Here is a 21,383-nt window from a genome sequence, read left to right as displayed (position 1 = left end):
ATTACGGCGTCGGCGCGGCCGGATCGAGCAGGCCTTCCGACTTCAGGTCGGCCCAGAGCGCTCTCGGCGCCGGTTCGTCCAGCGCCGCGAGGTTGCGGGCGATCTCGGCGGGATTGACCGCGCCGAGCAGCAGCGACGAGACCGCCGGATGCCCGAGGCAGAACTGGACGGCGGCGCGCGCCAGCGGCACTCCGTGCGACCGGCAGACGAGATCGATCCGCGCGACGCGCTTCAGGATCTCCGGCGGCGCGGCCTCGTAGTTGTAGCGCGCGCCCTCGATGGCGCCGGTGGCGAGGATGCCGGAGTTGAAGATGCCGCCCAGCATGACGCCGACGCCCTTCTTGAGCGCCAGCGGCATTAGCGTCGCCAGAGCCGGCTGCTCCAGCAGCGAATAGCGGCCGGCGAGCAGGATGGTGTCGAAATCGCCGTCGCGCAGGAAGCGCTCGCACCATTCGTGGTCGTCGAGCCCGACGCCGATCGCCTTGACCATGCCCTGGCGCCGGAGATCGCTCAGCGCGCGATAGGCGCCCTTCATGGCCTCGCAATAGCGCGCCTCGACGCCATCTTCGCCATGCGTCCAGCCGTCGATATCGTGGATCAGCAGGATGTCGATGCGGTCCGTGCCGAGCCGCAGCAGCGACTGCTCGAACGAGCGCATCGCGCCGTCATAGGAATAGTCGAAGCGGGCGCGGTGCGGCAGGCTGCCGACAAAGCCGCGCGCCGGCCTGGCGAGGGGCTCGCTGCCATGGCGGGCGGCGTCCATCACCCGGCCGATCTTGGTCGAGAGCACGACGCTGTCGCGCGGCACGGAGCGCAGGGCCGTGCCGATGCGATGCTCGGCCAGGCCGTTGCCGTAGTGCGGCGAGGTATCGATCAGCGTGATGCCGGCGGCGATCGCCGCCTCGACCGTGCCGATGGCGGTCCGCTCGTCGAGTCTCTCGAAGAAATCGCCGAGTGGCGCCGAGCCGAACCCGATGCGCGAGACCTCGAGGCCGGTGCGGCCGAGCGGGACGCGGGCAGGCGGGCCGCTCATGCCTTTCTCCGGAACTGCAGGTAGAAGGCATAGCGCTCCGGCAGCACGAAATCGGGTCTGTCGAGGCCGAGCGCATGGGCGGCGCGCCAGACGAAGGCGGAATCCGCCATCAACTCGCGCCCGAGCGCCACGAGGTCCGCCTTGCCGGAGGCGACGATCCCCTCCGCCTGTTCCGGATCGGTGATGGCGCCGACCGCCATGGTCGCGATGTCGGCCACGGCGCGGATCCGCTCTGCGAAGCCGATCTGGAAGCCGGGGCCTTCCTTGATGTGGCCGGGATTGGTGCGAACCAGGATGCCGCCGGCGGAGCAGTCGATCACGTCGACGCCGGCCGGCTTCAGCGCCTTCGCGAGTTCTACGGCGTCGTCGAGCGTCAGGCCCTCGCCGGGAACGCGGTCGATGCAGGAGGCGCGGTAGAACAGCGGCATGTCGGCCGGGATCGCGACGCGGACCGCTTCGGCCACCTCGACCGCGAGGCGCATGCGGTTTTCCGGCGAGCCGCCATAGGCGTCGGTCCGCTGGTTGGAAATCGGCGAGACGAAGCTATGGATCAGGTAGCCATGCGCGCCGTGGATCTCGACGAAGTCGAAGCCGGCCGCCACCGCCCGGCGCGCCGCGGCGGCGAAGGCGGCGACGATGCCGGCGATCTCGTCGATTTCGAGCGCGTGCGGGACCGGCCAGTCCTCGTGATAGGCGATCGCCGAGGGCGCGACGGTGGTCCAGCCGCGCGGATCCTCGGCCGGCAGCGCCCAGCCGCCGGACCAGGGCGGCGTCGAGCTGGCCTTGCGCCCGGCGTGGCCGAGCTGGATGCCGACGACGGCGTTCTGGCGATGATAGATGGCGGCGATCTTCGACAGACCGTCGATCTGCGCATCGTCCCAGATGCCGAGGCAATCCGGCGTGATGCGACCCTCCGGCAGAATGCCGGTCGATTCGACCATGGCGCCGCCGACGCCGCCCAGCGCGAAGCGGGCATGGTGGTCCAGATGCCAGTCGCCGACCCGGCCGTCCTCCGCCGCGTACTGGCACATGGGCGAGAGGACGACCCGGTTCTTGAAGGTGACGCCCCTGAGCTTCAGGGGCGTGAAAAGTCCAGCCATTCGGGATTTCCGCCGGTCGATGCTCAGATCTCGGCCAGCAGGCTGTTGTCGAACATGTCCTTGGTGACCTTGATGCCGACCTTTTCCAGCGTGGCGATGTTGTGTTCGATCGCGGCGTCGTCGAGCGCGAACACGCCGTTCGGATGCTGCATCAGCGGGTTCTGCGCCTTGCTGTGGAACTCGGAGGCGCCCGGCGTATAGCCGTTGCCCTTGAACCAGGTGTCCTCGTACTTCTTCAGGTAGGTGGCGCCGTTCTTGAAGTCTTCGTCCCAGCCCTTGCGGCTGGCGCGCAGGAAGCCGACCAGATCCTTGCGGCGGTTCTTCAACGTGTCATCGGTGACGGTGACGAAGTCCTGGCCGAAGGGCAGGCCGGAATCGTAGAAGAGGATGTAGTTGGCCTTCTTGCCGGATGTCTGCTCGACGATGTAGGGCAGCGAGGTCATGAAATCGACGACGGCGTCTACCTGTCCGGTCGCGAGCGGCGTCGGGTCGAAGGCGTAGGGAACGATCTTCACCGTGCTCGGATCGACGCCGTTGAGGCCGAGCAGCACGTTGAAGGTGCCAAGGCTGAGCGGCGGGCAGGCCACGGTCTTGCCGACGAGGTCCTTGATCGACTTGATGCCGCTTGCTTCCAGGCTGATGACGCTGTCCGGGCTTTTCTGGAACTGGCAGCCGATGATCTTGAACGGCGCGCCCTTCTCGGCGACGGCCGAGGCGGTTTCCATCAGTGAGGTGAGCGCGACATCGGCCTTGCCGGTCAGGAGCGAGGCCGGCGGGATCACGTCCGGGCCGCCCGGGATGTAATTCACATCCAGGCCCTCGGCCTTGTAGTAGCCTTCGTCGATCGCGATGAAGTAACCCATGAATTCGGGATCGTTGATCCAGATCGACTGGAAGTTCAGCGGCGTGGTTTCGGCAGCCTGGGCGCGTCCGAGCGGCCCGAGGCCGACGAGGGCGGCGCCGGCGAACAGGGTCTTGGCGAAATCACGGCGCGACTGCACGAATTTCATCTTCTGCGTCCTTCAGTTCGGCAAAGCGGGGCGGCGGGACAGGGCGCATGCGCCTGTTCCGGGCGGGAATGGATGGATGGGAAGAGGATCGGGATGTTCATGGAGCGACTGGCGACAACGATCCGTAGCAGTATTCGTCCTGCAACTGGAAATATTATGCTGTCGGCTCGATCCGAATTTTCGGTCAATCAAACCGTATAAGATGATTTTATCGACGCGATTTGCCAGATCAACATGATTTTGTTTTGTGCGATCCCAAATTTGAAGCAATTGCATTGCCGGATTTGCACAAGATTCAATCAGGCGCGCCGCGTCGATGCGGCGGGTTGCTCTCAGGCCTCCGTGGCAAGAAGAAGGAACTCGATTTCGAAGAAGGCGCCGCCGGGCGCCTCGCAGTAGATTGCGCGTCCGCCGGGGAAATCGATCGCCCGGCCGAGAATGCGCGCTCCTGCGGCCACCGCCGCCGCGACCGTGCCCTCGAAATCATCGACATGGAAGGCGACATGGCCGGCGCCGGGCCGCCAGGGCAGGGCGTCCGGCTCGGGCCGTTCCTCCTGTTCGGAACGGAAGGCGATCAGTTCAAGGATCAACGGATAGGCATCGGCGCGGAGCTGCGCGAAGTCGCAGGCGAGGCCGGGTTTGCCCGTCATGGCGGCGATGTCGTCTGTCATGCCGCGCTCGATGAAGATCGGCGCGAAGCCGAACACCGCGCCGAAGAAGGCGATCGCCGGGTCGATGTCCGAGACCGTCAGCGAGGCATGGTGCCAGCTTATGCCGGCGGGCGTGTTCATCGGCGCACCGTCCGTTCGAGCAGGCCGACCGCTTCATAGGCGGCGACGGAGATCAGGATGCTGACGAGCGCGCCGGCCCAGATCATGTCGTAGTCGAGCCGGCCGCGCGAGATGTTGAGCAGGTTGCCGAGGCCGACGCCGGAGAGCAGCCATTCGGCGAGCAGCACGCCGAGCAGCGCCTGCGGCGCGACCAGCCGCGCGGCGGCGAAGAGATGCCCGGTCGAGAACGGCACGGTGACGAAGACGAGCCGCTTCAGCCGGCTGCCGCCATAGACGCTGACGAGGTCGCCGGCGGCGCGCGGTACCATGGCGAAACCCTGGTTGAGCATCACATAGGCCGGGAAGAACACCACGATCACCGCCATGAAGACGGACGCCATGGTGCCGCGGCCGAACACCAGCACGACGAACGGTACCAGCGCCACCAGCGGCATGTTCTGCGCCACCATGGCGAAGGGCAGCATGGCCCGCGCCAGAGCCGGGGCGAGCACGGAGAGCGCCGCCAGCACGAAGGCGACGGCGAGGCCGGCGACCAGGCCGAGTGCCGCGATCGGCAGCGTCTGCGCCAAGGCATGGCCGATCGCCGCGCGCGCCGCGGCGGCGCCGTGGCCCTGGAAGAGGAACAGCACCGTCTGCACGGGGCCCGGCGCGATGATCGGGTTCAGCTTGCTGAGCCAGAGGCCGAACGACCAGAGCGCGAAGGGAAGCACGAAGGCGGCGGCGATCAGCGCCAGGCGGATCAGCCGCGTGCGCATGCTGGTGGCGGCGAAGGATGGCCGCAGGGCGGCGAGGGTGACGGCGGAGGTCGTACTGGCGAGGCGCCGGGCCGGCAGCAGGAAGATGCCGTAGCCGGTGAGCGCGATGGCGCTGGAGAACAGGCCGATGCCCCAGAGCTTGGCGGGATTGCCCTGCGGCAGCGACGAGAGCAGGAAGGAGCCGAGGCCCCAGCGCGTGCCGGAGCCGAACTCGCCGAGCACCGCGCCCAGCACGGCGATCGGCGCGGCGACGCGGAGCCCCGCGAACAGCGACGGCAACGAGCCGCGCAGGCGGACATGGCGAAACATCGTCCAGCGGCTGCCGCCATAGGTGGTGACGACGTCGGCGAGCCTCGGGTCGGTCTCGCGCAGTCCGAGCAGCGTCGCTGACATGGCCGGGAAATAGACCATCAGCGCGGCGAGGATGGTCTGCGGCCAGTTGCCGGTGAAGAACAGCACCAGCAGCGGGCCGACGACGATCGCCGGCATGGCGAAGAGGGCGATGTTGACGCCGCGAAAGGCAAGCTCCAGCCCTGGCAGCAGGCAGAACAGGCAGGCGGCGAGAATGGCGACGGTGGTGCCGATGGTGAAGCCGATGATCGAGGTCTGGATCGTCGCCAGTCCGTGGAGCCAGTAGAGCTCGCGATCGGCGAAGAACTGCAGGATGATGCGCGACGGCGCCGGCATCATGGCGACGCCCCAGGCGGTCGTCTGGCCGAGAAACTCCCAGACCGCCAGGAAGAGCAACGTCCCGAACAGGATGCGGGCGTTCGACCGGGTCGCGAGATCGGTCATTCGGCGTGGCCCTCGCCGTGCAGGCTCGCCATCAGCCGGTCGCACAGCGCGTGGAAATGCGGATGACTGAACAGCTCCGGTGTGCGCGGGCGGGCAAACGGGATCTTGATGATCTCGGCGATGCGGCCGGGCTTCGCCTGCATCACCACCACCTCGTCGGCGAGGAACACCGCCTCGTCGATGCCGTGGGTGACGAGGATCGTCGTCGTCTGGCGCGCCGCCCAGATCCTCTGCAGCTCGACATTCATCGTGCGGCGCAGGATCTGGTCGAGCGCGCCGAAGGGTTCGTCGAGCAGCAGGACGGACGGGTCGCTGACCAGCGAGCGGGCGATCGCGACGCGCTGGCGCATGCCGCCCGAAAGCTGGCCGGGCAGCGAATCCTCATGGCCCTTGAGGCCGACCAGCTCGATCAGCTCGTGGATCTTGTCGGTGTGCGCCTTGACCGAGCGGCCGAGGATCTGCAGCGGAAAGGCGATGTTCTGGAACACGCTGCGCCAGGGCAGCAGGGCGGCGTCCTGGAAGGCGATGCCGAGTTCGCCCTCCCTGCGGAATTGTTCCGGATGCTTGCCACGGATCAGCACGGCGCCATTGTCCGGCTGCTCCAGACCCGCCGCCATGCGCAGCAGGGTGGACTTGCCGCAGCCGGACGGGCCGATCAGCGCCACGAACGAGCCCTTCGCCACCTTGAGCGAGATCGGCGCCAGCGCCACCATCGGTCCGCGCGCGGTCTCAAAGGTCTTGCCGGCCTGGTCGATGATGAGGTCGACCGGCGGCTGCGGCCGCGTTTCGCGGCTGTCGACCGGTTCCAGGGCTGGATAGTCGCGGGCGGGAAGGGCGTTCATGATGGCTGGGCCGGACCTTTCGATGTTTCTGGTTCAGACCGCTTCGAGGAAGGCGCGGGCGGCCGCGCCATGCTCGTGACGAAGCCGTGCAAGATCCACGCCGACAGGCGCGCCGTCGAGGACACGCCATTTTCCGCCGACCATGACGCGGTTGGCGCGGTGGGCGCCGCAGAGCACGAGGGCGGCGATCGGGTCGCCGGCGCCGGAGAAGCGCAGTTCGTCGAGGGTGAAGAGGGCGAGGTCCGCCTGCCTTCCGGCCTCGATGCGGCCGATGTCCTTGCGGCCGAGGCAGGCGGCGGAGCCCTCCGTCGCCCAGCGGATCGCGTCCTGGTGGGTGACCGCCTCGGCGCCATAGCGCAGCCGGCCTAGCATCAGCGCGTGGCGGATGCTCTCCATCAGGTTCGAATTGTCGTTGGAGGCCGAGCCGTCGACGCCGAGGCCGACGATCGCGCCGGCCGCCTCCAGTTCCTTGGTCCGGCAGATGCCCGAGGCGAGCACCATGTTGGACGTCGGACAGTGACAGACGCCGATCCGGTGCTTGCCGAGGCGGCGAATCTCGTCGTCGTTGAAATGGATGCCATGCGCCAGCCAGACGCGCTCGTTCAGCCAGCCGACTTCCTCGAGATAGTCGAGCGGGCGGCAACCGAAATGGGCAAGGCAGAACTCGTCCTCGTCCCGCGTCTCGCCGAGATGGGTATGCAGCCGGCAATCATATTTCTCGGCCAGGGCCGCGCTGTCGATCATCAGCTGCCTGGTGACGTTGAACGGCGCGCAGGGCGCGACCGCTACGCAGCGGAACGAGCCCTCCGAGGCGTCATGATATTTCGACAGCACACGCTCGCAGTCGGCGATGACGGTGTCGTAGCCCTGCATCAGCCGTTCGTCGGCGATGCCGCCGCTCTTCGAGCCGAAATTGATGGCGCCGCGCGTCAGCGCGATGCGCATGCCGAGCCGCTCGGCTTCCTCGGCCTCGATGTCGACGGCATCCGGCATGTCGGCGCCGAAGACGAACAGATGGTCCGAGGCGGTGGTGCAGCCGGACATCAGCAATTCGGTGAGCGCGAGGCGGACGCCGAGGCGGAAGCGGTCGCGGTTCAGATGCGCCCCCCAGCGCGGATAGAGCGCCTTCAGCCAGGGAAACAGTTCCTTGTTGATCGCGTCGGGATGGGCGCGGGTCAGCGTCTGGAAGAAATGGTGATGCGTGTTGACGAGGCCGGGCAGCACGACGTGACGGCTGGCATCGACGATCTCGTCGCAGGGCGCGGTCGGCCCATCCCTGCCGACCAGCTCGACGATCCTGCCGCCGGCGATCACCAGCCCGCGCTCTGAGCCGTCGGCGAAGACGGCGATCGGGTCGCGCAGCCAGACGCGCTTTGGTGACGTGTCAGCGGCCATGGTCTGTCCCTTCATCGCGCATAGCCGAGGACGGCCTTCACTTCGAGGAACTCGCGCATGCCGTGGTCGCCGAGCTCGCGGCCATTGCCGGACTGCTTGTAGCCGCCGAACGGCGCGTTGAAGTCGAAGGGCGGGTTGTTGATGAAGATGCGGCCGGCGCGGATGCGCGCGGCGGTGCGGCGGGCGTGCTCCTCGTCACGGGAATAGACATAGCCGGCGAGGCCGTAGACGGAATCATTGGCGATCCGGATCGCTTCTTCCTCGTCGTCATAGGCGAGGATGGAGAGCACCGGCCCGAAGATCTCCTGCCGGGCGATCGTCATGTCGGGATCGACGTCGGCGAAGATGGTGGGGCGGACGAAATAGCCGCTTTCGATGCCGTCCGGCCGGCCGGGGCCGCCGGCGACGAGCGTCGCGCCCTCGGCGATGCCGGTCTCGATCATGCCCTGCACCTTGGTGAACTGGGCGATGCCGGCGACCGGGCCCATGCCGGTCTCGCCGAGCGTCGGGTCGCCGACGACGACGGTCTCGGCGATGGCGCGGGCGCGCTCGACTATCTCGGGGAGCAGGGCGCGCGGCACGAGCATGCGCGTCGGCGCGATGCAGGACTGGCCGGAATTGATGAAGCAGCGATTGACGCCATCGGTGACGGCGAGGTCGAGATCGGCGTCGGCCAGGATGATGTTGGCGGACTTGCCGCCGAGTTCCTGGTGCACGCGCTTGACCGTATCGGCGGCCGCCTTGGCGACCTGGACGCCGGCGCGGGTCGAGCCGGTGAAAGAGACCATGTCGATGTCGGGATGGGCGGCGATCGCCTCGCCGACGACCGGGCCGGTGCCGTTGACGAGGTTGAACACGCCCTTCGGCACGCCGGCGTCATGCAGCACCTCGGCGAGGATGTGAGCCGATAGCGGCGACAGCTCCGATGGCTTCAGCACCACGGTGCAGCCGGCGGCGAGCGCCGGCGCGAGCTTGGTGACGATCTGGTTCAGCGGCCAGTTCCAGGGCGTGATCAGGCCGCAGACGCCGATCGCCTCGTGCGTGAGCAGCGTGTTGCCCTTCAGCGTGTCGAATTCGAAGTCGCGCAGAACGGCGGCGGCATCCTCGAAATAGATGATGCTGGAGGCGGTCTGGATCTCCCAGGCGAGCCAGGCGGGGGCGCCCATCTCGGCGGTGACCGCCTTCGCCATGTCGGCCCGTCGCGCCTTGAAGCTCTCGACGATGCGGGTAAACAAAGCGAGCCGCTCCTCACGGCTGGTGGCCGAGAAGGCGGGGAAGGCGCGCCGCGCGGCGGCGACGGCCCTGTCGACATCGGCCGCGCTGCCGAGGCCGATCTTGCCGGCCGGCTGTTCGGTGGCCGGGTTGATCACCTCCGCGGTCGCAGGCGTCACCGGCGCCACCCAGCTGCCGTCAATGTAGAAATGCGTCGTATCGGCCAAGGGAGGCGCCTCGTGTCAGATCAGCGGGACATGCGTTTCCGCGAGGCGGATGACGGCGTCCTGGTGGGGTTGAAGGGTCTGGTGCGGCATGCCGGCGATGAGCGGCTCGAACGGGTCCTCGACCGAGCCCTTGCGGCCGGAAAGCGTTTCGAGGATCGCGAGGCCGAGGAAGGGCACGGACGGGCGGTGATAGCCGCCCTCATGCGTCATCAGCAGGCGCCCGTCGCAGAGTTCGTCGGCGGCGGTCATCATCGTCCGCGTCATCTCCGCGAAGGTGCTGCCCGCAAGCATCATCCGGCCCTGCGGGTCGTAGGCGCCGGCATCGAGGCCGGAGGCGACGACGATCATGTCGGGCGCGAAGCGCCGCAGCGCCGGCAGCACGACGCGTTCCATCGTGGCAAGATAGGCGCCGATGCCGCTGCCGGGCGGGAGCGGGATATTCAGGTTGCGGCCTTTGCCGGCGCCGCCGCCGATTGCGTCGATCGCGCCGGAGTTGGCGGGATAGCAGCCGTCCTGGTGGATCGAGATCGTCAGCACATCAGGGTCTTCCCAGAAGATGTGCTCGGCGCCGTTGCCGTGGTGGACGTCCCAGTCGAGGATGGCGACGCGCTTCAGCCCATGCGCCTGCTGCGCATGGCGGGCGGCGAGTGCGCCGTGGTTGAAGATGCAGAAGCCGAAACCGTGCTCCGCCTCGGCATGGTGCCCGGGCGGGCGCACGAGCGCATAGGCGTTGGCGACGCGCCGTTCGACCACCGCGTCGACGGCTGCGAGGATGCCCCCGGCGGCCAGCGCCGCGATCTCGAAGCCGCCCGGCCCGAACGGAGTTTCGCCGCCGACATGGCCGAGCGCGGCGTCGCCCCCATCGCCGGCGCTCATCGTCCTGAGCGTTTCGAGATAGGCCGGCGCATGCACGCGGGTGAGCTCGGCGTCGGTCGCGGGCCTCGGCTTGACAAGAAGAAGTTCTTCCGTCAGGCCAGAGACATCGAGCAGGTTCTTGATGCGCCGCTTGCCGCCAGCGCTCTCCGACGGCTCGTCCGGCTCGATCACGCCGCGGCCGGATTTCAGGAACCCGGCCAAGGCCGACGTGTCGTGCCACATCAGCAGTTCGTGCCAGACGAGGCCCGTCGGAAGCGGCATCAGATCACACCGAAATGCTTGGCGGTGGCGTCGAGCGCCTCGCGGGCGATGTCGAACACCGTGTCGAGCTGCTCGGTGGTGATGACCAGCGGCGGCATCAGGCTCATCGTGTCGCCATTGGCGCGGAAGGCGAGGCCGCGCTTCAGCGCCTCGGCGCTGCAATGGTCGCCGATATGCGCCTCGTAGTCATAGGCTTCGCGCGTCGCCTTGTTCTTGACGATCTCCAGCCCGCCCATCAGGCCGACGCTGCGGACATCGCCGATCAGCGGGTGGTCGGCGAAGGTCTCGAGCTTCGCCTTGAAATAGGGGGCGAGCACCTTGCCGGCGTTCTCGACGATGCCTTCCTCTTCGAGGATGCGGATGTTTTCCAGAGCGACGGCGCAGCAGGCGGGATGGCCGGAATAGGTGTAGCCATGCGCCCACTCGCCGCCCTGTTCGATCAGCACGTCGGCGACGCGGTCGGAGATGATGGTGGCGGAGAGCGGCAGGTAGCCCGAGGTCAGGCCCTTGCCGACCTGCATGATGTCGGGAACGATGCCGTAGAAGTCGCGGCCGAACCACTTGCCGGTGCGGCCGAAGCCCATGACGACCTCGTCGACGACGAGCAGCACGTCGTATTTCCGGCAGATGCGCTGGATCTCGGGCCAGTAGCTCATCGGCGGGCAGATGGCGCCGCCGGCGCTCTGAGCCGGCTCGGCATAGAAGGCGGCAACATTCTCGGCGCCGATCTCGAGGATGCGCTCCTCCAGCCAGCTTGCCGCCAGGATGCCGAACGCGTCGGGATCCATGCCGAAGCCGTTGCGGTACTGGTAGGGCGTCTTGATGTGGGTGACGGTCGGCAGCGGCAGGTCGCCGCCGGCGAAGTGCATCGGCGTGATGCCGGAGAGGCTGGCGGCCATATGCGTGCTGCCGTGATAGGCGAGCTCGCGGGCGATGATGACGCGCTTCTGCGGCTTGCCGACGAGGTTCCAGTAGCGGCGCAGCAGGCGCACGGCGGTCTCGTTGGCCTCCGAGCCGGACGACTGGAAGAAGACGTGGTTGAGGCTGTCCGGCAGCATCGAGGTCAGCTTCTCGGCGAGCCTCACCGCCGAGCGATGCGTCGTCTTGAAGAAGGACTGGCAGTAGGAAAGCTCGGACATCTGGTCGGCGGCCGCCTTGACCAGTTCGGGGCGGCCATAGCCGACATTGACGCAGCCGAGGCCGGAGAGGCCGTCGATGATCCGCTCGCCCTCGGTGTCCCAGACATAGACGCCTTCGCCGCGCACCGCGACGCGCGAGCCCGTCTGGCGCAGGCTGGCATGGTCGGTGAACGGGTGCAGATAATGGGCGCGGTCGAGCACCTGCCAGGCCTGCGTATCCATCTCTTGATAGGTCATGTCTTCCTCGGATTTCGGACGGCGAACGCACGCCGCGGCATGACCTGATTGAACCGCGCCGACCGGTGCGGCGCCATCGCCGCGCCTGGTCCGGTCTGGCGCAAAAACATGGCTCTGCGTGCGCCGGTCAGTTGAGCTGCCCGTTGCGGTAGTCGCGCGGGCTGACGCCGTACTGGCGGCGGAAGGCGCGGCTGAAATGCGAGAATTCCTTGAAGCCGCGGCTGAGGGCGATCGTGTTGATCGGCAAGCCGCGCTGCAGCGGGTCGGCCAGTTCGCGGCGGATGCGGTCGAGCCGCTGGCACTGGATCCAGCGGGCGACCTGCTGGCCTTCGGCCTCGAACAGCTCGTAGAGCCGGCGCAGCGAGATGTTCTGCGCGGCGGCGATGTCGCGGGGGGCGAGGTCGGGGTCGTCGAGGCGCGACAGGATATGCGCCTTGATGCGATCGACGAGCGCGAGCCCGCTCGCGGTCAGCGGCGCCTGCGCGTCGGCGCCGATGAGCGCCGTCGCCATCAGCTCGACGATGTGGCTCTCCAGCCGCCCGGCCAGCGCCGCCGGCACCTCGATCGGCTGCAGGCAGAGGCCGGCGACGAAATCGAAGATGAAGCGGCCGGCGAGGCCATCGGCGGAAAGCTCGTGCGCCACCAGCCGGTCGACCGCCGGCACGCGCTCGCGCAGCGCGTCGCGCGGCACCTTCAGCGAGATCTGCCGATAGGGGCCGTCAAAGCCCATGCGATAGGGCTTGCGGCTGTCATAAAGTACCATCGAGCGCGGTGCGGTCACGAGGTCGCGGCCGTCATGGCTGAAGGCGCATTGGCCGTCGAGCTGGATGGTCAGCTCGAACCAGCGGTCGTCACTGGCGCCGATCTCCTTTTCGGTGCGGATGACGTCGAGCTTGGTCGAGCGGATGTCGGCGACGGTCAGCTCGCCGATCCGGAGCCACGAGACCTGGCCATAGAAGCCCGAGGCATCGGCGCGGCTGAGCCGGGTCGGCGGAAACAGGCTGTTGGTGGCCTCGCACCAATAGTCGAGCCGGTCGGACGCCGCCACCGCGTCCGTGTGAAGCTCCTGCCAGGCGAATCCCGATGCCGTCATGGCTGCTTCCGCTCCATCGTCAGGTTGCGAGAATGTCGGCGCCGTCGAACAGGTCTTCCGGCCTGAAGTCGGTGGTGATCAGGGCGTCCTCGCGCAGGTAGCGGATGATCACTTCGAGCATGGCCCTGTTCCTGGCGAAGCCGGCCGGCCAGTAGTCCTTGCCCAGCTTCGCCTCGGCGTCGAGCAGCGCTTCGAGCTGCCAGGGCAGGATGGTCGAGAGCGCGGCGGCCTCGTACATCTTGGCCCGCGCCACGGCATGGGCGGCGACGAAGGCGTCGTAGAGCGCCTTGGTGACGCCGGGATTGGCCTCGGCGATCGGCCGCTTGATCGCCAGGATATGCATCGGCGGATAGATGCCGGTGCGCTGGTAGTAGTCGAGCTCGACCGGCATCGGGTTCTCGAACAGCCGGCCGACCGTCTCCGACGGCCAGGTGCTCGGCGCGCGCGCCGTGTAGAGCGCGTCGATCTCGCCGGTCGAAAGCATCGCGGCCAGGCTCTTGTCGGTGCGGTGCTCGACGGTGAACTGGTCGGGATAATATTGCGGGTGCTCGTCGCCGGAACGCGGCGCTTCCAGCCCGCCGGTGACATAGATCGGCGCCGTGCGCGGCAAGCCGTAGTGCTCCTCGAAGATGCCGCGCTGCCAGACGGCGGCGGCCATGTCGAACACCATCAGGCCGATGCGCTTGCCGGCGAGATCGGCCGGCTTGGTGATGCCGGCGGCCTTGTTCACGAACACGCTGGAAAAGCGGAAGTGGCGCGACGGGAAGATCGGGATGCCGAGATAGGGCCGGTCGGGCCTTTCCAGCGTGCGCAGATAGGTCGCGAGCGGGAATTCGCAGACGTCATAGGTGTGCTCGGCCAACTGCTTGTTGAACAGCGCCTGCACGCCCATCAGTTCGATATCGGCGTCTACGCCCGCGATCTTCGCCTCGCCGAAGGCGAGGGGGCGGGTGCGGTCGCTGTCGCTGACGCCGATCTTCAGTTTCAGGGAAGTCATCGTCTTGGGCATTCCTTGGTTCAGAGCGGGCGCAAGCGGGCTACGAGCACATCGAGCAGTTCCGGCAGCGCCAGCGGCGTCGCGTTGGCGCCGCCGCGGGCGTAGATGCCGGTCGCCTGGGTGATGTCGGTGCCGAGCCGGGCGGCGAGGCGCTCGACGGCGTCCTTGCAATCGTCGAGGGTCGGCAGGCAGGCGATCGGCTGTCCGGCCGGCAGGTGGTCGTTGGCGCCGACGAGCTCGACGCGGCCGGTGCCGACCTTCTTCGCTGCCGGCACGTTGTTGGCGGCGCGCTCGCCGCGGCCGATGACGAAGCTGCGATGCGTCAGGCCCGGCGCCACCCAGGCGACGATGTCGTCATAGTGATGGCCGATGCGGGCGATCACATGCGCCAGCGCCTCGGACATGGCGTTGTGCATCAGCGCATAGTGGCGGCGCTCCTCGTCGCCCCATTTCCAGCGTGTCGCCGAGATGGCGATGGCGGTCGAATTGGCGCGCCACGGCGACACGGCGTTGCCGCGCTTCTCGAACAGGCCGGGATCGTCATAGGCGGTCGCCGGCGACGGCAGGCCCTTGAAGGAGACGATGTGCTCGTAGGGCACCAGCGCCATCGGCTCCGAGATCACCATGCGGTGGATCACCGTGCCGGCGTCGTCGGTCAGCGGCGACAGGTTGAGCACGTCGTTCGAGAACTCCGGCTCCAGCCGGGCCTGAAGCTCCTGCGGCAGGTCCAGCCGTTCGGTCGGGCGGAAGCCGGAATCGATCAGGCGCTGGTTGATCGCCTTGTGCTCGGACGAGAACGGGTAGGGCTTGGTCTTGGTGCAGGGCATGAACAGCAGCACCCGCCGCTTCGCCTCGGGAAGCTTCGGCTCGTATTCGTCGCGGATGAAGTCCAGCCAGGCGGCGATGCGGGGATGCGCGAGCGAGTCGACATTGTCCTGGGGGCTGTAGAGGCAGAGCGACGGATCCAGCTCGAACGGGCTCTGGATCTTCTCGGCCGATTCCAGGATGCGCTGGGCGCGGTCGGTGACGGTGACCATGGCGAACTCTTCTCGATTGCGGGTTCAGGCGACTTTGGTTTGGCGGACGGCGCGCGCGGCGTCGAAGGCGGAGGTGTCGAGTTCGGCGACGTCATAGGCCTTGAGGCTCGGCAGGTACTCGTCGGCGTCGTCGAGGAAGAGCTGGCGGGTGATGCCGAGCGCTATCCGGTCGGTCGAGAATTTCAGCTGCGAGATGCCGGCGGCGCCGCCGAGGCTCGCCATGGCGCCGAAGGTGTGGCTGTAGATGTTCTTCAGCCACGGGGCGCTGCCCGGCACCTTCTCGGTGAACTGGAAGCTCCCCGTCAGATAGGGGTAGCCGGCCAGTGTCGCGTCCGCCTCTCCCGGCTCGGGCTCAAAGCGATCGGACCAGAGCGCGATCTTGTCGGCGAAGCTGGCGGTCTCCGGCCGGTTGGCGAGGTCGATGACGAAGCCGGTGCCGACGATCAGGAAATCGCACTCGAACACGCCGCGCGGCGTCTTCAGCCGGACCGAGCGGCCGTCGAAATCGACGCTCTCGAACGGGCTGCCGAGATGGAGATCGAATTCGTCGAAGCGGGCGCAGCGCTCGAACGTGTCCTGCGGCGGCGGCTGGTTCATGCCGAGGAAGTGGCGCATGAACGACCATCGGCGTGCATCGTCGAGATCGCCGAAATGGCGCATGAAGCCGGCGAATTCGATCCAGCGGTTCGGGTTGATCCGGGGCAGGGCGCGGCGGCGCGCGAAGAGATCGACCGAGGCGGCGCCATGCTCCAGCGCGGTCGCCGCGTTGTCGAAGGCCGAGGCGCCGGCGCCGAGAACGGCGACCCGCTTGCCGCGCAGCGCCTCGAAGTCGATCGCCTCGGAGGTGTGGGCGTAGCGCTCGCGCGGCAGCGCCTTCTCGATCATCGCGGGCACCGCCCAGCGTCCGGATCCTTCGATGCCGGTCGCCAGCACGACATTGCGCGCCAGGATCGTCTCGACCGTGCCGGCGATGCGGGTCTCAATCGCCAGATAGCCGTCGTCGCGCGGCTGGATGCCGACCACCTCGGCATCATGGGTGGTGTCGATCCCGGCCGTCCGTCGCAGCCATTCGAGATAGTCGTTCCAGTCGCCGCGGGGGATCTTGCCGAGCGCCGCCCAGGCTTCCCTGCCGTATTTCGTTTCGTACCAGGCGCGGACCGAGAGCGCCGCGATGCCGAGCTCGGGACCGGAGACGGTCTTCGGCGTCCTTAGCGTGTGCATGCGGGCATAGGTCACCCACGGGCCGGAGAATCCGGAGGGGCTGCGGTCGAGGACGCGGATATTGGTGACGCGGTCCCGGAGAAGCCGGAAGGCGAGCGACAGGCCGTTCTGGCCGCCGCCGACGATGACGACGTCATGGACCGGGCGGCCGTCCGCCTCGCGCGGCCTCACCCATTCGCGCGCCGGATAGTTCACGCAATCGAGCTCGAAACGGGCGCGCTGCGCCAGTTCGTCGAGATCCCGGGCTTCCTGTGTCATGCCTTGTGCTCCAACTTCCTGCGTCTGGCCCCGGCCGAAAATCCGCATGCCGCCGCAAGTCGCGGCGCTGGTGGCGTCGGATGGATGGGGTTGGACCGATCCGGTTTTCCGGTCACTCGGGCCAGTTTCAGCGAAGCAATTGCCGTACCAGTTCAAAGTCACGCCGGCTGGCGGGGGCGGTTGCCGACGATGCTGCCGGATTGGGCATTCGCCGCTTTCCGCCGCAGCCGGCCCGAGGCGCTTGCCTAGCCTTCGGCCAGAAGCCGCCCCCAGCCGGAGATTGGTGTCGAGATGCCGGCGAGCCGGCACGCCTCCCAGAAAGTCACGGCGATCGAGTCGACGATCGGTATGCCGAGCTCGGCCTCCATTTCCTCGACCAGCTCGGTGGCGTTGAAATTGGTGCAGACGACGGCGATGCAGTCCGGCTTGCTCTTTGCCGCTTCGCGCAAGAGCGCACGGATCGGCTTCGGTCCGGTGGCGCCGATCTCGATGTTCTCGCGCACGCCGAGGTGGGCCGAGCCGACCACCGGAAAGCCCTGACGGCCATATTCGACGGCGATCTGGCGGGTGATGTCCTCGGTATAGGGCACGGCGAGCGCGATGCGGCTCCAGCCCTTCTCGCGAAACGCCTTGAAGAAGGCGATGGTCGAGGTCGAGGCGACGACGCCGGTCTCTTCGGTGATCGCCTGGCAGAGCGCGATGTCGTGTTCGAGCCCGCGCCAGCTTGCCGAGGTGCCGTTCCAGAGGATGGCGTCGAGCGGCGCATCGGCCAGCAGCCGCGCGCCGGCCAGCATCGGCTCCATCTGGAACTGCGCCTCCGAACTCGCCTCCAGCGCGAGATGGGTGACGCGGATGCGGGAGAAATGATGCGCGAGCTTGCCGTCCAGCGGACGGTTCATCGCGTAGGTGAGGGGCTCGAGCGCCGTATTGGAAGAGGGGGTGATATGGCCGATGCGGGCGATGGTCATGACAATCCGGAACGTTCGAGGGCGGGAAGGCCGGCCGTCATCCGGCCCTGGTAGAAGGCGAGCGGCGCGCCGTCGCGGCAGGAGAGCGCCACGACCTCGCCGATGAGGATGCGATGATCGCCGCCGTCGAGGATCTGGCGCGTCTCGCATTCGAGATGGGCGAGCGCGTCGGTCAGCAATGGCAGGCCGCGTTGCGAGTTCGTGATCGCGTGACCGTCCGGCGCATAGGGGCCGGGCCGGGCGAACTGCCTGGCCGTCTCCATCTGGTCGGCGGCCAGGATGTTGATGGCGAAGTGGCCGGCCGTCTCGAAGACGGGGCGCGACCAGGCCTGGTCGCGCAGGCTCCAGAGCACGAGCGGCGGATCGAGCGAGACGGACGAGAACGAGTTGATCGTCATCGCGGTCTTCACCTCGCCGAGCGCGGTGGTGACGACCGCGACGCCGGTCAGGAAGGTCGAACAGGCCTGGCGGAACTGCGTTGTGTCGAAGGTCTGGGTCAGGGCTGTCATGGATTGTCGCCTTCGAGCGGAAGCAGGCGGGAGATCGGAAGCGGCTGGCTGCGCGCAGCGCGGGCGAAGGCGACCGCATGCGGCTCGATGCGGCCGGCCAGCGCGCGGGCGCCGGCGAGGTCGGTCGCGAGGCGGGCGACCGCCTCGGCGACACGGCCGCGGATCGAGGCCGGGTCGATCGTCGTCGAACGTCGGTCGGCGACGACGAAGCGGCCAGCGACCATGACGTCCGTGACGGAGGCCGAGTCCGCCGCCGTCACCACCTGGTTGAGCGGATCCGTGAGCGGCATGAAGTCGATATGGCCAAGATCGAAGAGGACGAGGTCGGCATCGGCCCCGATCGCGATCCTGCCGCCCGAGTGGTGCCCGAGCAGGCCGGCGCTGCCGGCGGTCGCCAGCCGCAGCGTTTCCGCTGCGCCGAGCCAGTCCTCGCGCCGGCTGTCGAAGGCGCGCGAGGCGTAGGAGGCGAGCCGGATCGCCTGCAGCATGCTGAGGGCGTCGGAAGAGTTGGCGCCGTCGGTGGCAAGACCGACCGGGATGCCGCGATCGAGCATCGGCCGGACATGCGCGATCCCGGCGCCGAGCCGGAAATTGCTGGCCGGGATATGGGCGACAGCGCATTCGTGCGCGGCCAGCAGGTCGAGATCGGCATTGTCGAGCCAGACCGCGTGGGCGGCGATGAAACCCGGACGCAGAACGCCAAGATTGGCGAGGCGGCGGACCGGCGATACGCCCCAGAGTTCGCGCGCCACCGTCGCCTGCAGCCGCGATTCCGCGATGTGCATGTGGATCGGCAGGTCGTGGCGATCGGCGAGATCGACGCATTGGCGCAGGAAGCGCTCCGAGCAATGGTGCGGGATCGTCGGCGCGATGGCGAGTTCGATGCCCGGAGGCATCTCGTCGCGCATCGCGAAGATCGATTCGAGGGCGGCGATGGTCTCGTCGCCGGAGCCGAGCGCGAAGCCGCCGATCGTCTGGCGCAGGTCGTCGGGAAGGGAAGCGAGCAGGCCGGGAATGGCCGTGAACAGCGTCTTGTCGGCCACCATCGGCGCGAGCACGGCCCGGATGCCGGCGTCGGCATAGGCGCGCGCCACCGCCATGAAGCCTTCCGGCGTCGGCCGGGGGAATTCGTAGACGAGATCGAAGCAGGCGGTGCAGCCCTTCGACAGCAGGTCGAGCGCGCCGACCAGCGTCGAGAGATAGATCGTCTCGGGATCGCGCGCGCCGCCGACCCAGGGACCGTTTGTAAGCGAGGCCTCCAGCGTCCAGCGGTCGGCCACGCCCTTCATCAGATTGGCGTGGCCATGGGTGTGGGCGTTGACGAGGCCGGGCAGGATCAGCCGGTCGGTCGCGTCATGGCGGATCGCGTCGCCGGCCTCGATGCTGCCCGGCGCGGCGATGGCGCGGATACGGCCGTCCTCGATCAGCAGATCGCGGGTGGCGACCGCATCGGATGCCGGATCGGCGACGAGGCCGCCGGTGACGAGGATGCGCGGGCCGGTCATGCGCCGACCTCCGGCGGATGATTGGCGATCCAGTGCCGGGCGACATCGGAGCGGCCGGCGAACCAGACGCCCTCATGACCCAGGGCGAAATCGAGGAAGCGCTGGATGCCCTCGAAGCGAGACGGCTGGCCAGAGATGCGGCCATGCAGGCTGACGGTCATCATGCGCGGGTGGCGCGCGCCTTCGGCGTAGAGCACGCGAAAGGCGCTGGCGAGATGATCGGTGAACTCGGCCGCCGTCGCGAGCTTCGCCGTCGCCAGGCGGTTGTCGTTGTGGGTGAAGCTGTGCGGCACGACGAGATGCGGCGCGCCCGATACCTCGACCCAGTAGGGCAGGTCGTCGGCGTAGGAGTCGGAATCGTAGAGGAAGCCGCCATGTTCGGCGAGCAGGGCGCGGGTGGTTTCGCTCGACGAATAGCGGCTCTGCCAGCCGAGTGGCGCGCGGCCGACCGTCCGCTTCAGGCTGGTCACGGCGCGTGCGATCGCCGCGCGTTCTTCTACTTCGTCCATGCGGTAGTGCCGGACGAAGCGCCCGCCATGGCAGCAGAGATCGAGCTCGCCGTCGCGGATCGCTGCGGCGATCTCGGGATTGCGCTCCAGCGCCTGCGCGCAGGCGTTGATCGTGAGCGGGATGCCGAGGTCGATGAAGAGGTCGTGTAACCGCCAGAAGCCGACGCGGCTGCCATACTCGAACAGCGTCTCGGCGACGAAGTCGCGCCGTCCGGCCGCGACCTCGCCGGCGATGGCGTCGGTCAGGCCGGTTTCGGTGGCGGCGTCGCCATCGGCGATTGATGGTTCGGCGCCTTCCTCGACATTGAGCACGAAGACGACGGCGAGGCGCGCGCCGTCCGGCCATTTCGGGTCGGGCGGGGTGCGGCCGTAGCCGACGAAGTCGCGCGCTCCGTTCGGGAGGGGCCTCATGGGCGTGGCCGATCGGCGAGGAGGTTGCCGAGCGCCTCGGCAAACGCGAGCAGTCGCGCCTCGCCGCGCGGTCCGGCGATAAGCGAGAGCCCAACCGGGCAACCGTCGATCACGGTCGCGGGAATCGCGATCTGCGGCAGCCGCGTCAGGCTGGCGATGCAGGTGAGGGCCAGTGTCTTCTCGCGGAACTCGACCTGCGCCGAGACGGGCGCGTCGCGGCGCGGCGGCAGGTCGTGCGCCGTCGGGATGATGATCATGCCGTCATCGCCGAGCAGATCGACCAGCCGGTCGGTCAGCGCTTCGCGGCGCGGAATGGCGGCGGCGACGGCTTCGGCCGGAACCGTCGCCGAAAGCGCGATGCGCTCCTCGACCGCCTGGCTCAGATTTCGGCCCGGCGCGGTGCCCCAGGCGCCGAGGGTCGACCAGAGGTCGTGCAGTTGCAGCGGCCGGAAGGTGTCGAGCCAGGGCGCGATGCCGCCCTCGAACAGGCGGATCTCGGTCGCCGCGCCGAGCGAGCGGGCGATCGGCAGCAGGGCGTCGCCTATGCCTTTGACGGGAATGTCGAAGGCGTCGCGGGCGATCATCAGGCGCGGCGTCGCCTGCGGTCCGATCGCGCCGAAATAGACCTCGCTGACACGTCGAAGCGTCTTCGGATCGCTCGCCAGCCAGCCGACCGTGTCGAAGCTCGGCGCCATCGCCATGACGCCGGCGACCGAGACGCGGCCGAAAGTGGTGCGCAGGCCATAGAGCCCGCAGAAGCTCGCTGGAACGCGGATCGAGCCGCCCGTGTCGGTGCCGAGCGCGAAATCGGCGAGGCCGGCCGCGACGGCGGAAGCCGAGCCGCTCGACGAGCCGCCGGGCGCGCGGTCCGGCGCGTTCGGGTTGATCGGTGTGCCGAAATGCGGGTTCATCCCGAACATGCCGCAGGCGACTTCGTCGGTATGGGTTTTGCCGACCAGTCTTGCGCCGGCGACGAGCGGGACGAGCACGGATGGCGCGGTCGCCACGGCCGGCTGGCCGTCGCGCAGTCGGTCGGGATTGCCGCAGGCGGTGACGCTGCCGGCGACATCGAAAAGGTCCTTGACCGCGAAGCTCAGGTCGGCGAGCGGCCCGGTCTCGGAAAGCCGGAACGGCGCCGGGCCATGGTCGACGAAGGCGAGCGAACGGAGTTCCGCCGCCGGGTCAGCAATGCGTGCATTCAT

19 protein-coding genes are annotated in these 21,383 nt (G+C 68.2%); all 19 read right to left on the bottom strand.

Features of this window, described 5'->3' with window-relative positions:
- Position 1: 1 nt before the first annotated feature.
- On the bottom strand, positions 2 to 1,033 hold the full coding sequence (locus tag WFK98_RS10690) for an aldo/keto reductase (RefSeq protein WP_336800196.1): 1,032 nt from the start codon (positions 1,031 to 1,033) through the stop codon (positions 2 to 4).
- The gene (locus tag WFK98_RS10685; protein WP_336800195.1) at positions 1,030 to 2,133 is read right to left on the bottom strand and encodes an NADH:flavin oxidoreductase/NADH oxidase; all 1,104 of its coding nucleotides are present in this window, start codon (positions 2,131 to 2,133) and stop codon (positions 1,030 to 1,032) included. Before WFK98_RS10685 ends, WFK98_RS10690 begins: the two co-directional genes overlap by 4 nt.
- Before the next feature lie 23 nt (positions 2,134 to 2,156).
- Positions 2,157 to 3,143, bottom strand: a complete 987-nt coding sequence (locus WFK98_RS10680) for an ABC transporter substrate-binding protein (RefSeq protein ID WP_336800194.1) — start codon at positions 3,141 to 3,143, stop codon at positions 2,157 to 2,159.
- Positions 3,144 to 3,475: 332 nt separating this feature from the next.
- Entirely contained in the window at positions 3,476 to 3,934 is a 459-nt protein-coding gene (locus WFK98_RS10675; protein ID WP_336800193.1) for a VOC family protein, read from the bottom strand.
- Positions 3,931 to 5,484, bottom strand: coding sequence for an ABC transporter permease (locus WFK98_RS10670; RefSeq protein ID WP_336800192.1), 1,554 nt, complete (start codon positions 5,482 to 5,484; stop codon positions 3,931 to 3,933). The genes WFK98_RS10675 and WFK98_RS10670 overlap by 4 nt, the downstream gene beginning before the upstream one ends.
- The gene (locus WFK98_RS10665; RefSeq protein WP_336800191.1) at positions 5,481 to 6,326 is read right to left on the bottom strand and encodes an ABC transporter ATP-binding protein; all 846 of its coding nucleotides are present in this window, start codon (positions 6,324 to 6,326) and stop codon (positions 5,481 to 5,483) included. The genes WFK98_RS10670 and WFK98_RS10665 overlap by 4 nt, the downstream gene beginning before the upstream one ends.
- Positions 6,327 to 6,359: 33 nt before the next feature.
- On the bottom strand, positions 6,360 to 7,721 hold the full coding sequence (locus WFK98_RS10660) for an 8-oxoguanine deaminase (RefSeq protein WP_336800190.1): 1,362 nt from the start codon (positions 7,719 to 7,721) through the stop codon (positions 6,360 to 6,362).
- Positions 7,722 to 7,732: 11 nt separating this feature from the next.
- Complete coding sequence (locus WFK98_RS10655; RefSeq protein ID WP_336800189.1) at positions 7,733 to 9,160, bottom strand: aldehyde dehydrogenase family protein; 1,428 nt, start codon at positions 9,158 to 9,160, stop codon at positions 7,733 to 7,735.
- Positions 9,161 to 9,175: 15 nt separating this feature from the next.
- Positions 9,176 to 10,297 carry a class II histone deacetylase gene (locus WFK98_RS10650; protein ID WP_336800188.1) on the bottom strand — a complete coding sequence of 374 codons (1,122 nt, stop codon included), beginning with the start codon at positions 10,295 to 10,297 and terminating at the stop codon, positions 9,176 to 9,178.
- Positions 10,297 to 11,673 (bottom strand): aminotransferase, encoded by a 1,377-nt coding sequence (locus tag WFK98_RS10645; protein ID WP_336800187.1) that lies wholly within the window; start codon positions 11,671 to 11,673, stop codon positions 10,297 to 10,299. The genes WFK98_RS10650 and WFK98_RS10645 overlap by 1 nt, the downstream gene beginning before the upstream one ends.
- Positions 11,674 to 11,800: 127 nt before the next feature.
- Positions 11,801 to 12,766: a helix-turn-helix domain-containing protein gene (locus WFK98_RS10640; RefSeq protein WP_266337983.1), complete on the bottom strand. Its 966-nt coding sequence runs from the start codon at positions 12,764 to 12,766 to the stop codon at positions 11,801 to 11,803.
- Between the two features lie 19 nt (positions 12,767 to 12,785).
- Complete coding sequence (locus WFK98_RS10635) at positions 12,786 to 13,763, bottom strand: hypothetical protein (RefSeq protein WP_336800186.1); 978 nt, start codon at positions 13,761 to 13,763, stop codon at positions 12,786 to 12,788.
- A gap of 20 nt (positions 13,764 to 13,783) precedes the next feature.
- Positions 13,784 to 14,800 (bottom strand): hypothetical protein, encoded by a 1,017-nt coding sequence (locus WFK98_RS10630; protein ID WP_336800185.1) that lies wholly within the window; start codon positions 14,798 to 14,800, stop codon positions 13,784 to 13,786.
- A 24-nt stretch (positions 14,801 to 14,824) separates the two neighbouring features.
- Complete coding sequence (locus WFK98_RS10625) at positions 14,825 to 16,279, bottom strand: NAD(P)/FAD-dependent oxidoreductase (protein ID WP_336800184.1); 1,455 nt, start codon at positions 16,277 to 16,279, stop codon at positions 14,825 to 14,827.
- 245 nt (positions 16,280 to 16,524) lie between these two features.
- Positions 16,525 to 17,247 (bottom strand): maleate cis-trans isomerase family protein, encoded by a 723-nt coding sequence (locus WFK98_RS10620; RefSeq protein WP_336800183.1) that lies wholly within the window; start codon positions 17,245 to 17,247, stop codon positions 16,525 to 16,527.
- Positions 17,244 to 17,756 (bottom strand): flavin reductase family protein, encoded by a 513-nt coding sequence (locus WFK98_RS10615; RefSeq protein WP_336800182.1) that lies wholly within the window; start codon positions 17,754 to 17,756, stop codon positions 17,244 to 17,246. The genes WFK98_RS10620 and WFK98_RS10615 overlap by 4 nt, the downstream gene beginning before the upstream one ends.
- Positions 17,753 to 19,261: an amidohydrolase family protein gene (locus WFK98_RS10610; protein WP_336800181.1), complete on the bottom strand. Its 1,509-nt coding sequence runs from the start codon at positions 19,259 to 19,261 to the stop codon at positions 17,753 to 17,755. Before WFK98_RS10610 ends, WFK98_RS10615 begins: the two co-directional genes overlap by 4 nt.
- Positions 19,258 to 20,181 (bottom strand): polysaccharide deacetylase family protein, encoded by a 924-nt coding sequence (locus WFK98_RS10605; RefSeq protein WP_336800180.1) that lies wholly within the window; start codon positions 20,179 to 20,181, stop codon positions 19,258 to 19,260. Before WFK98_RS10605 ends, WFK98_RS10610 begins: the two co-directional genes overlap by 4 nt.
- On the bottom strand, positions 20,178 to 21,383 hold the full coding sequence (locus WFK98_RS10600) for an amidase (protein ID WP_336800179.1): 1,206 nt from the start codon (positions 21,381 to 21,383) through the stop codon (positions 20,178 to 20,180). The genes WFK98_RS10605 and WFK98_RS10600 overlap by 4 nt, the downstream gene beginning before the upstream one ends.

The sequence above is a fragment of the Kaistia sp. MMO-174 genome (assembly GCF_037147815.1).
GTDB classification, from domain to species: Bacteria; Pseudomonadota; Alphaproteobacteria; order Rhizobiales; family Kaistiaceae; genus Kaistia; species Kaistia nematophila.
This window is presented reverse-complemented; position numbering and strand designations above follow the sequence as displayed.

What these genes read in the sequence shown, in the direction of transcription:
- WFK98_RS10680 (WP_336800194.1), bottom strand. Translation starts at nt 3,143, where the DNA reads ATGAAATTCGTGCAGTCGCGCCGTGATTTCGCCAAGACCCTGTTCGCC.
- WFK98_RS10670 (WP_336800192.1), bottom strand. Translation starts at nt 5,484, where the DNA reads ATGACCGATCTCGCGACCCGGTCGAACGCCCGCATCCTGTTCGGGACG.
- WFK98_RS10650 (WP_336800188.1), bottom strand. Translation starts at nt 10,297, where the DNA reads ATGCCGCTTCCGACGGGCCTCGTCTGGCACGAACTGCTGATGTGGCAC.
- WFK98_RS10615 (WP_336800182.1), bottom strand. Translation starts at nt 17,756, where the DNA reads ATGACAGCCCTGACCCAGACCTTCGACACAACGCAGTTCCGCCAGGCC.
- WFK98_RS10660 (WP_336800190.1), bottom strand. Translation starts at nt 7,721, where the DNA reads ATGGCCGCTGACACGTCACCAAAGCGCGTCTGGCTGCGCGACCCGATC.
- WFK98_RS10665 (WP_336800191.1), bottom strand. Translation starts at nt 6,326, where the DNA reads ATGAACGCCCTTCCCGCCCGCGACTATCCAGCCCTGGAACCGGTCGAC.
- WFK98_RS10610 (WP_336800181.1), bottom strand. Translation starts at nt 19,261, where the DNA reads ATGACCGGCCCGCGCATCCTCGTCACCGGCGGCCTCGTCGCCGATCCG.
- WFK98_RS10630 (WP_336800185.1), bottom strand. Translation starts at nt 14,800, where the DNA reads ATGGTCACCGTCACCGACCGCGCCCAGCGCATCCTGGAATCGGCCGAG.
- WFK98_RS10625 (WP_336800184.1), bottom strand. Translation starts at nt 16,279, where the DNA reads ATGACACAGGAAGCCCGGGATCTCGACGAACTGGCGCAGCGCGCCCGT.
- WFK98_RS10635 (WP_336800186.1), bottom strand. Translation starts at nt 13,763, where the DNA reads ATGACTTCCCTGAAACTGAAGATCGGCGTCAGCGACAGCGACCGCACC.
- WFK98_RS10640 (WP_266337983.1), bottom strand. Translation starts at nt 12,766, where the DNA reads ATGACGGCATCGGGATTCGCCTGGCAGGAGCTTCACACGGACGCGGTG.
- WFK98_RS10685 (WP_336800195.1), bottom strand. Translation starts at nt 2,133, where the DNA reads ATGGCTGGACTTTTCACGCCCCTGAAGCTCAGGGGCGTCACCTTCAAG.
- WFK98_RS10675 (WP_336800193.1), bottom strand. Translation starts at nt 3,934, where the DNA reads ATGAACACGCCCGCCGGCATAAGCTGGCACCATGCCTCGCTGACGGTC.
- WFK98_RS10605 (WP_336800180.1), bottom strand. Translation starts at nt 20,181, where the DNA reads ATGAGGCCCCTCCCGAACGGAGCGCGCGACTTCGTCGGCTACGGCCGC.
- WFK98_RS10600 (WP_336800179.1), bottom strand. Translation starts at nt 21,383, where the DNA reads ATGAATGCACGCATTGCTGACCCGGCGGCGGAACTCCGTTCGCTCGCC.
- WFK98_RS10690 (WP_336800196.1), bottom strand. Translation starts at nt 1,033, where the DNA reads ATGAGCGGCCCGCCTGCCCGCGTCCCGCTCGGCCGCACCGGCCTCGAG.
- WFK98_RS10645 (WP_336800187.1), bottom strand. Translation starts at nt 11,673, where the DNA reads ATGACCTATCAAGAGATGGATACGCAGGCCTGGCAGGTGCTCGACCGC.
- WFK98_RS10620 (WP_336800183.1), bottom strand. Translation starts at nt 17,247, where the DNA reads ATGACCATCGCCCGCATCGGCCATATCACCCCCTCTTCCAATACGGCG.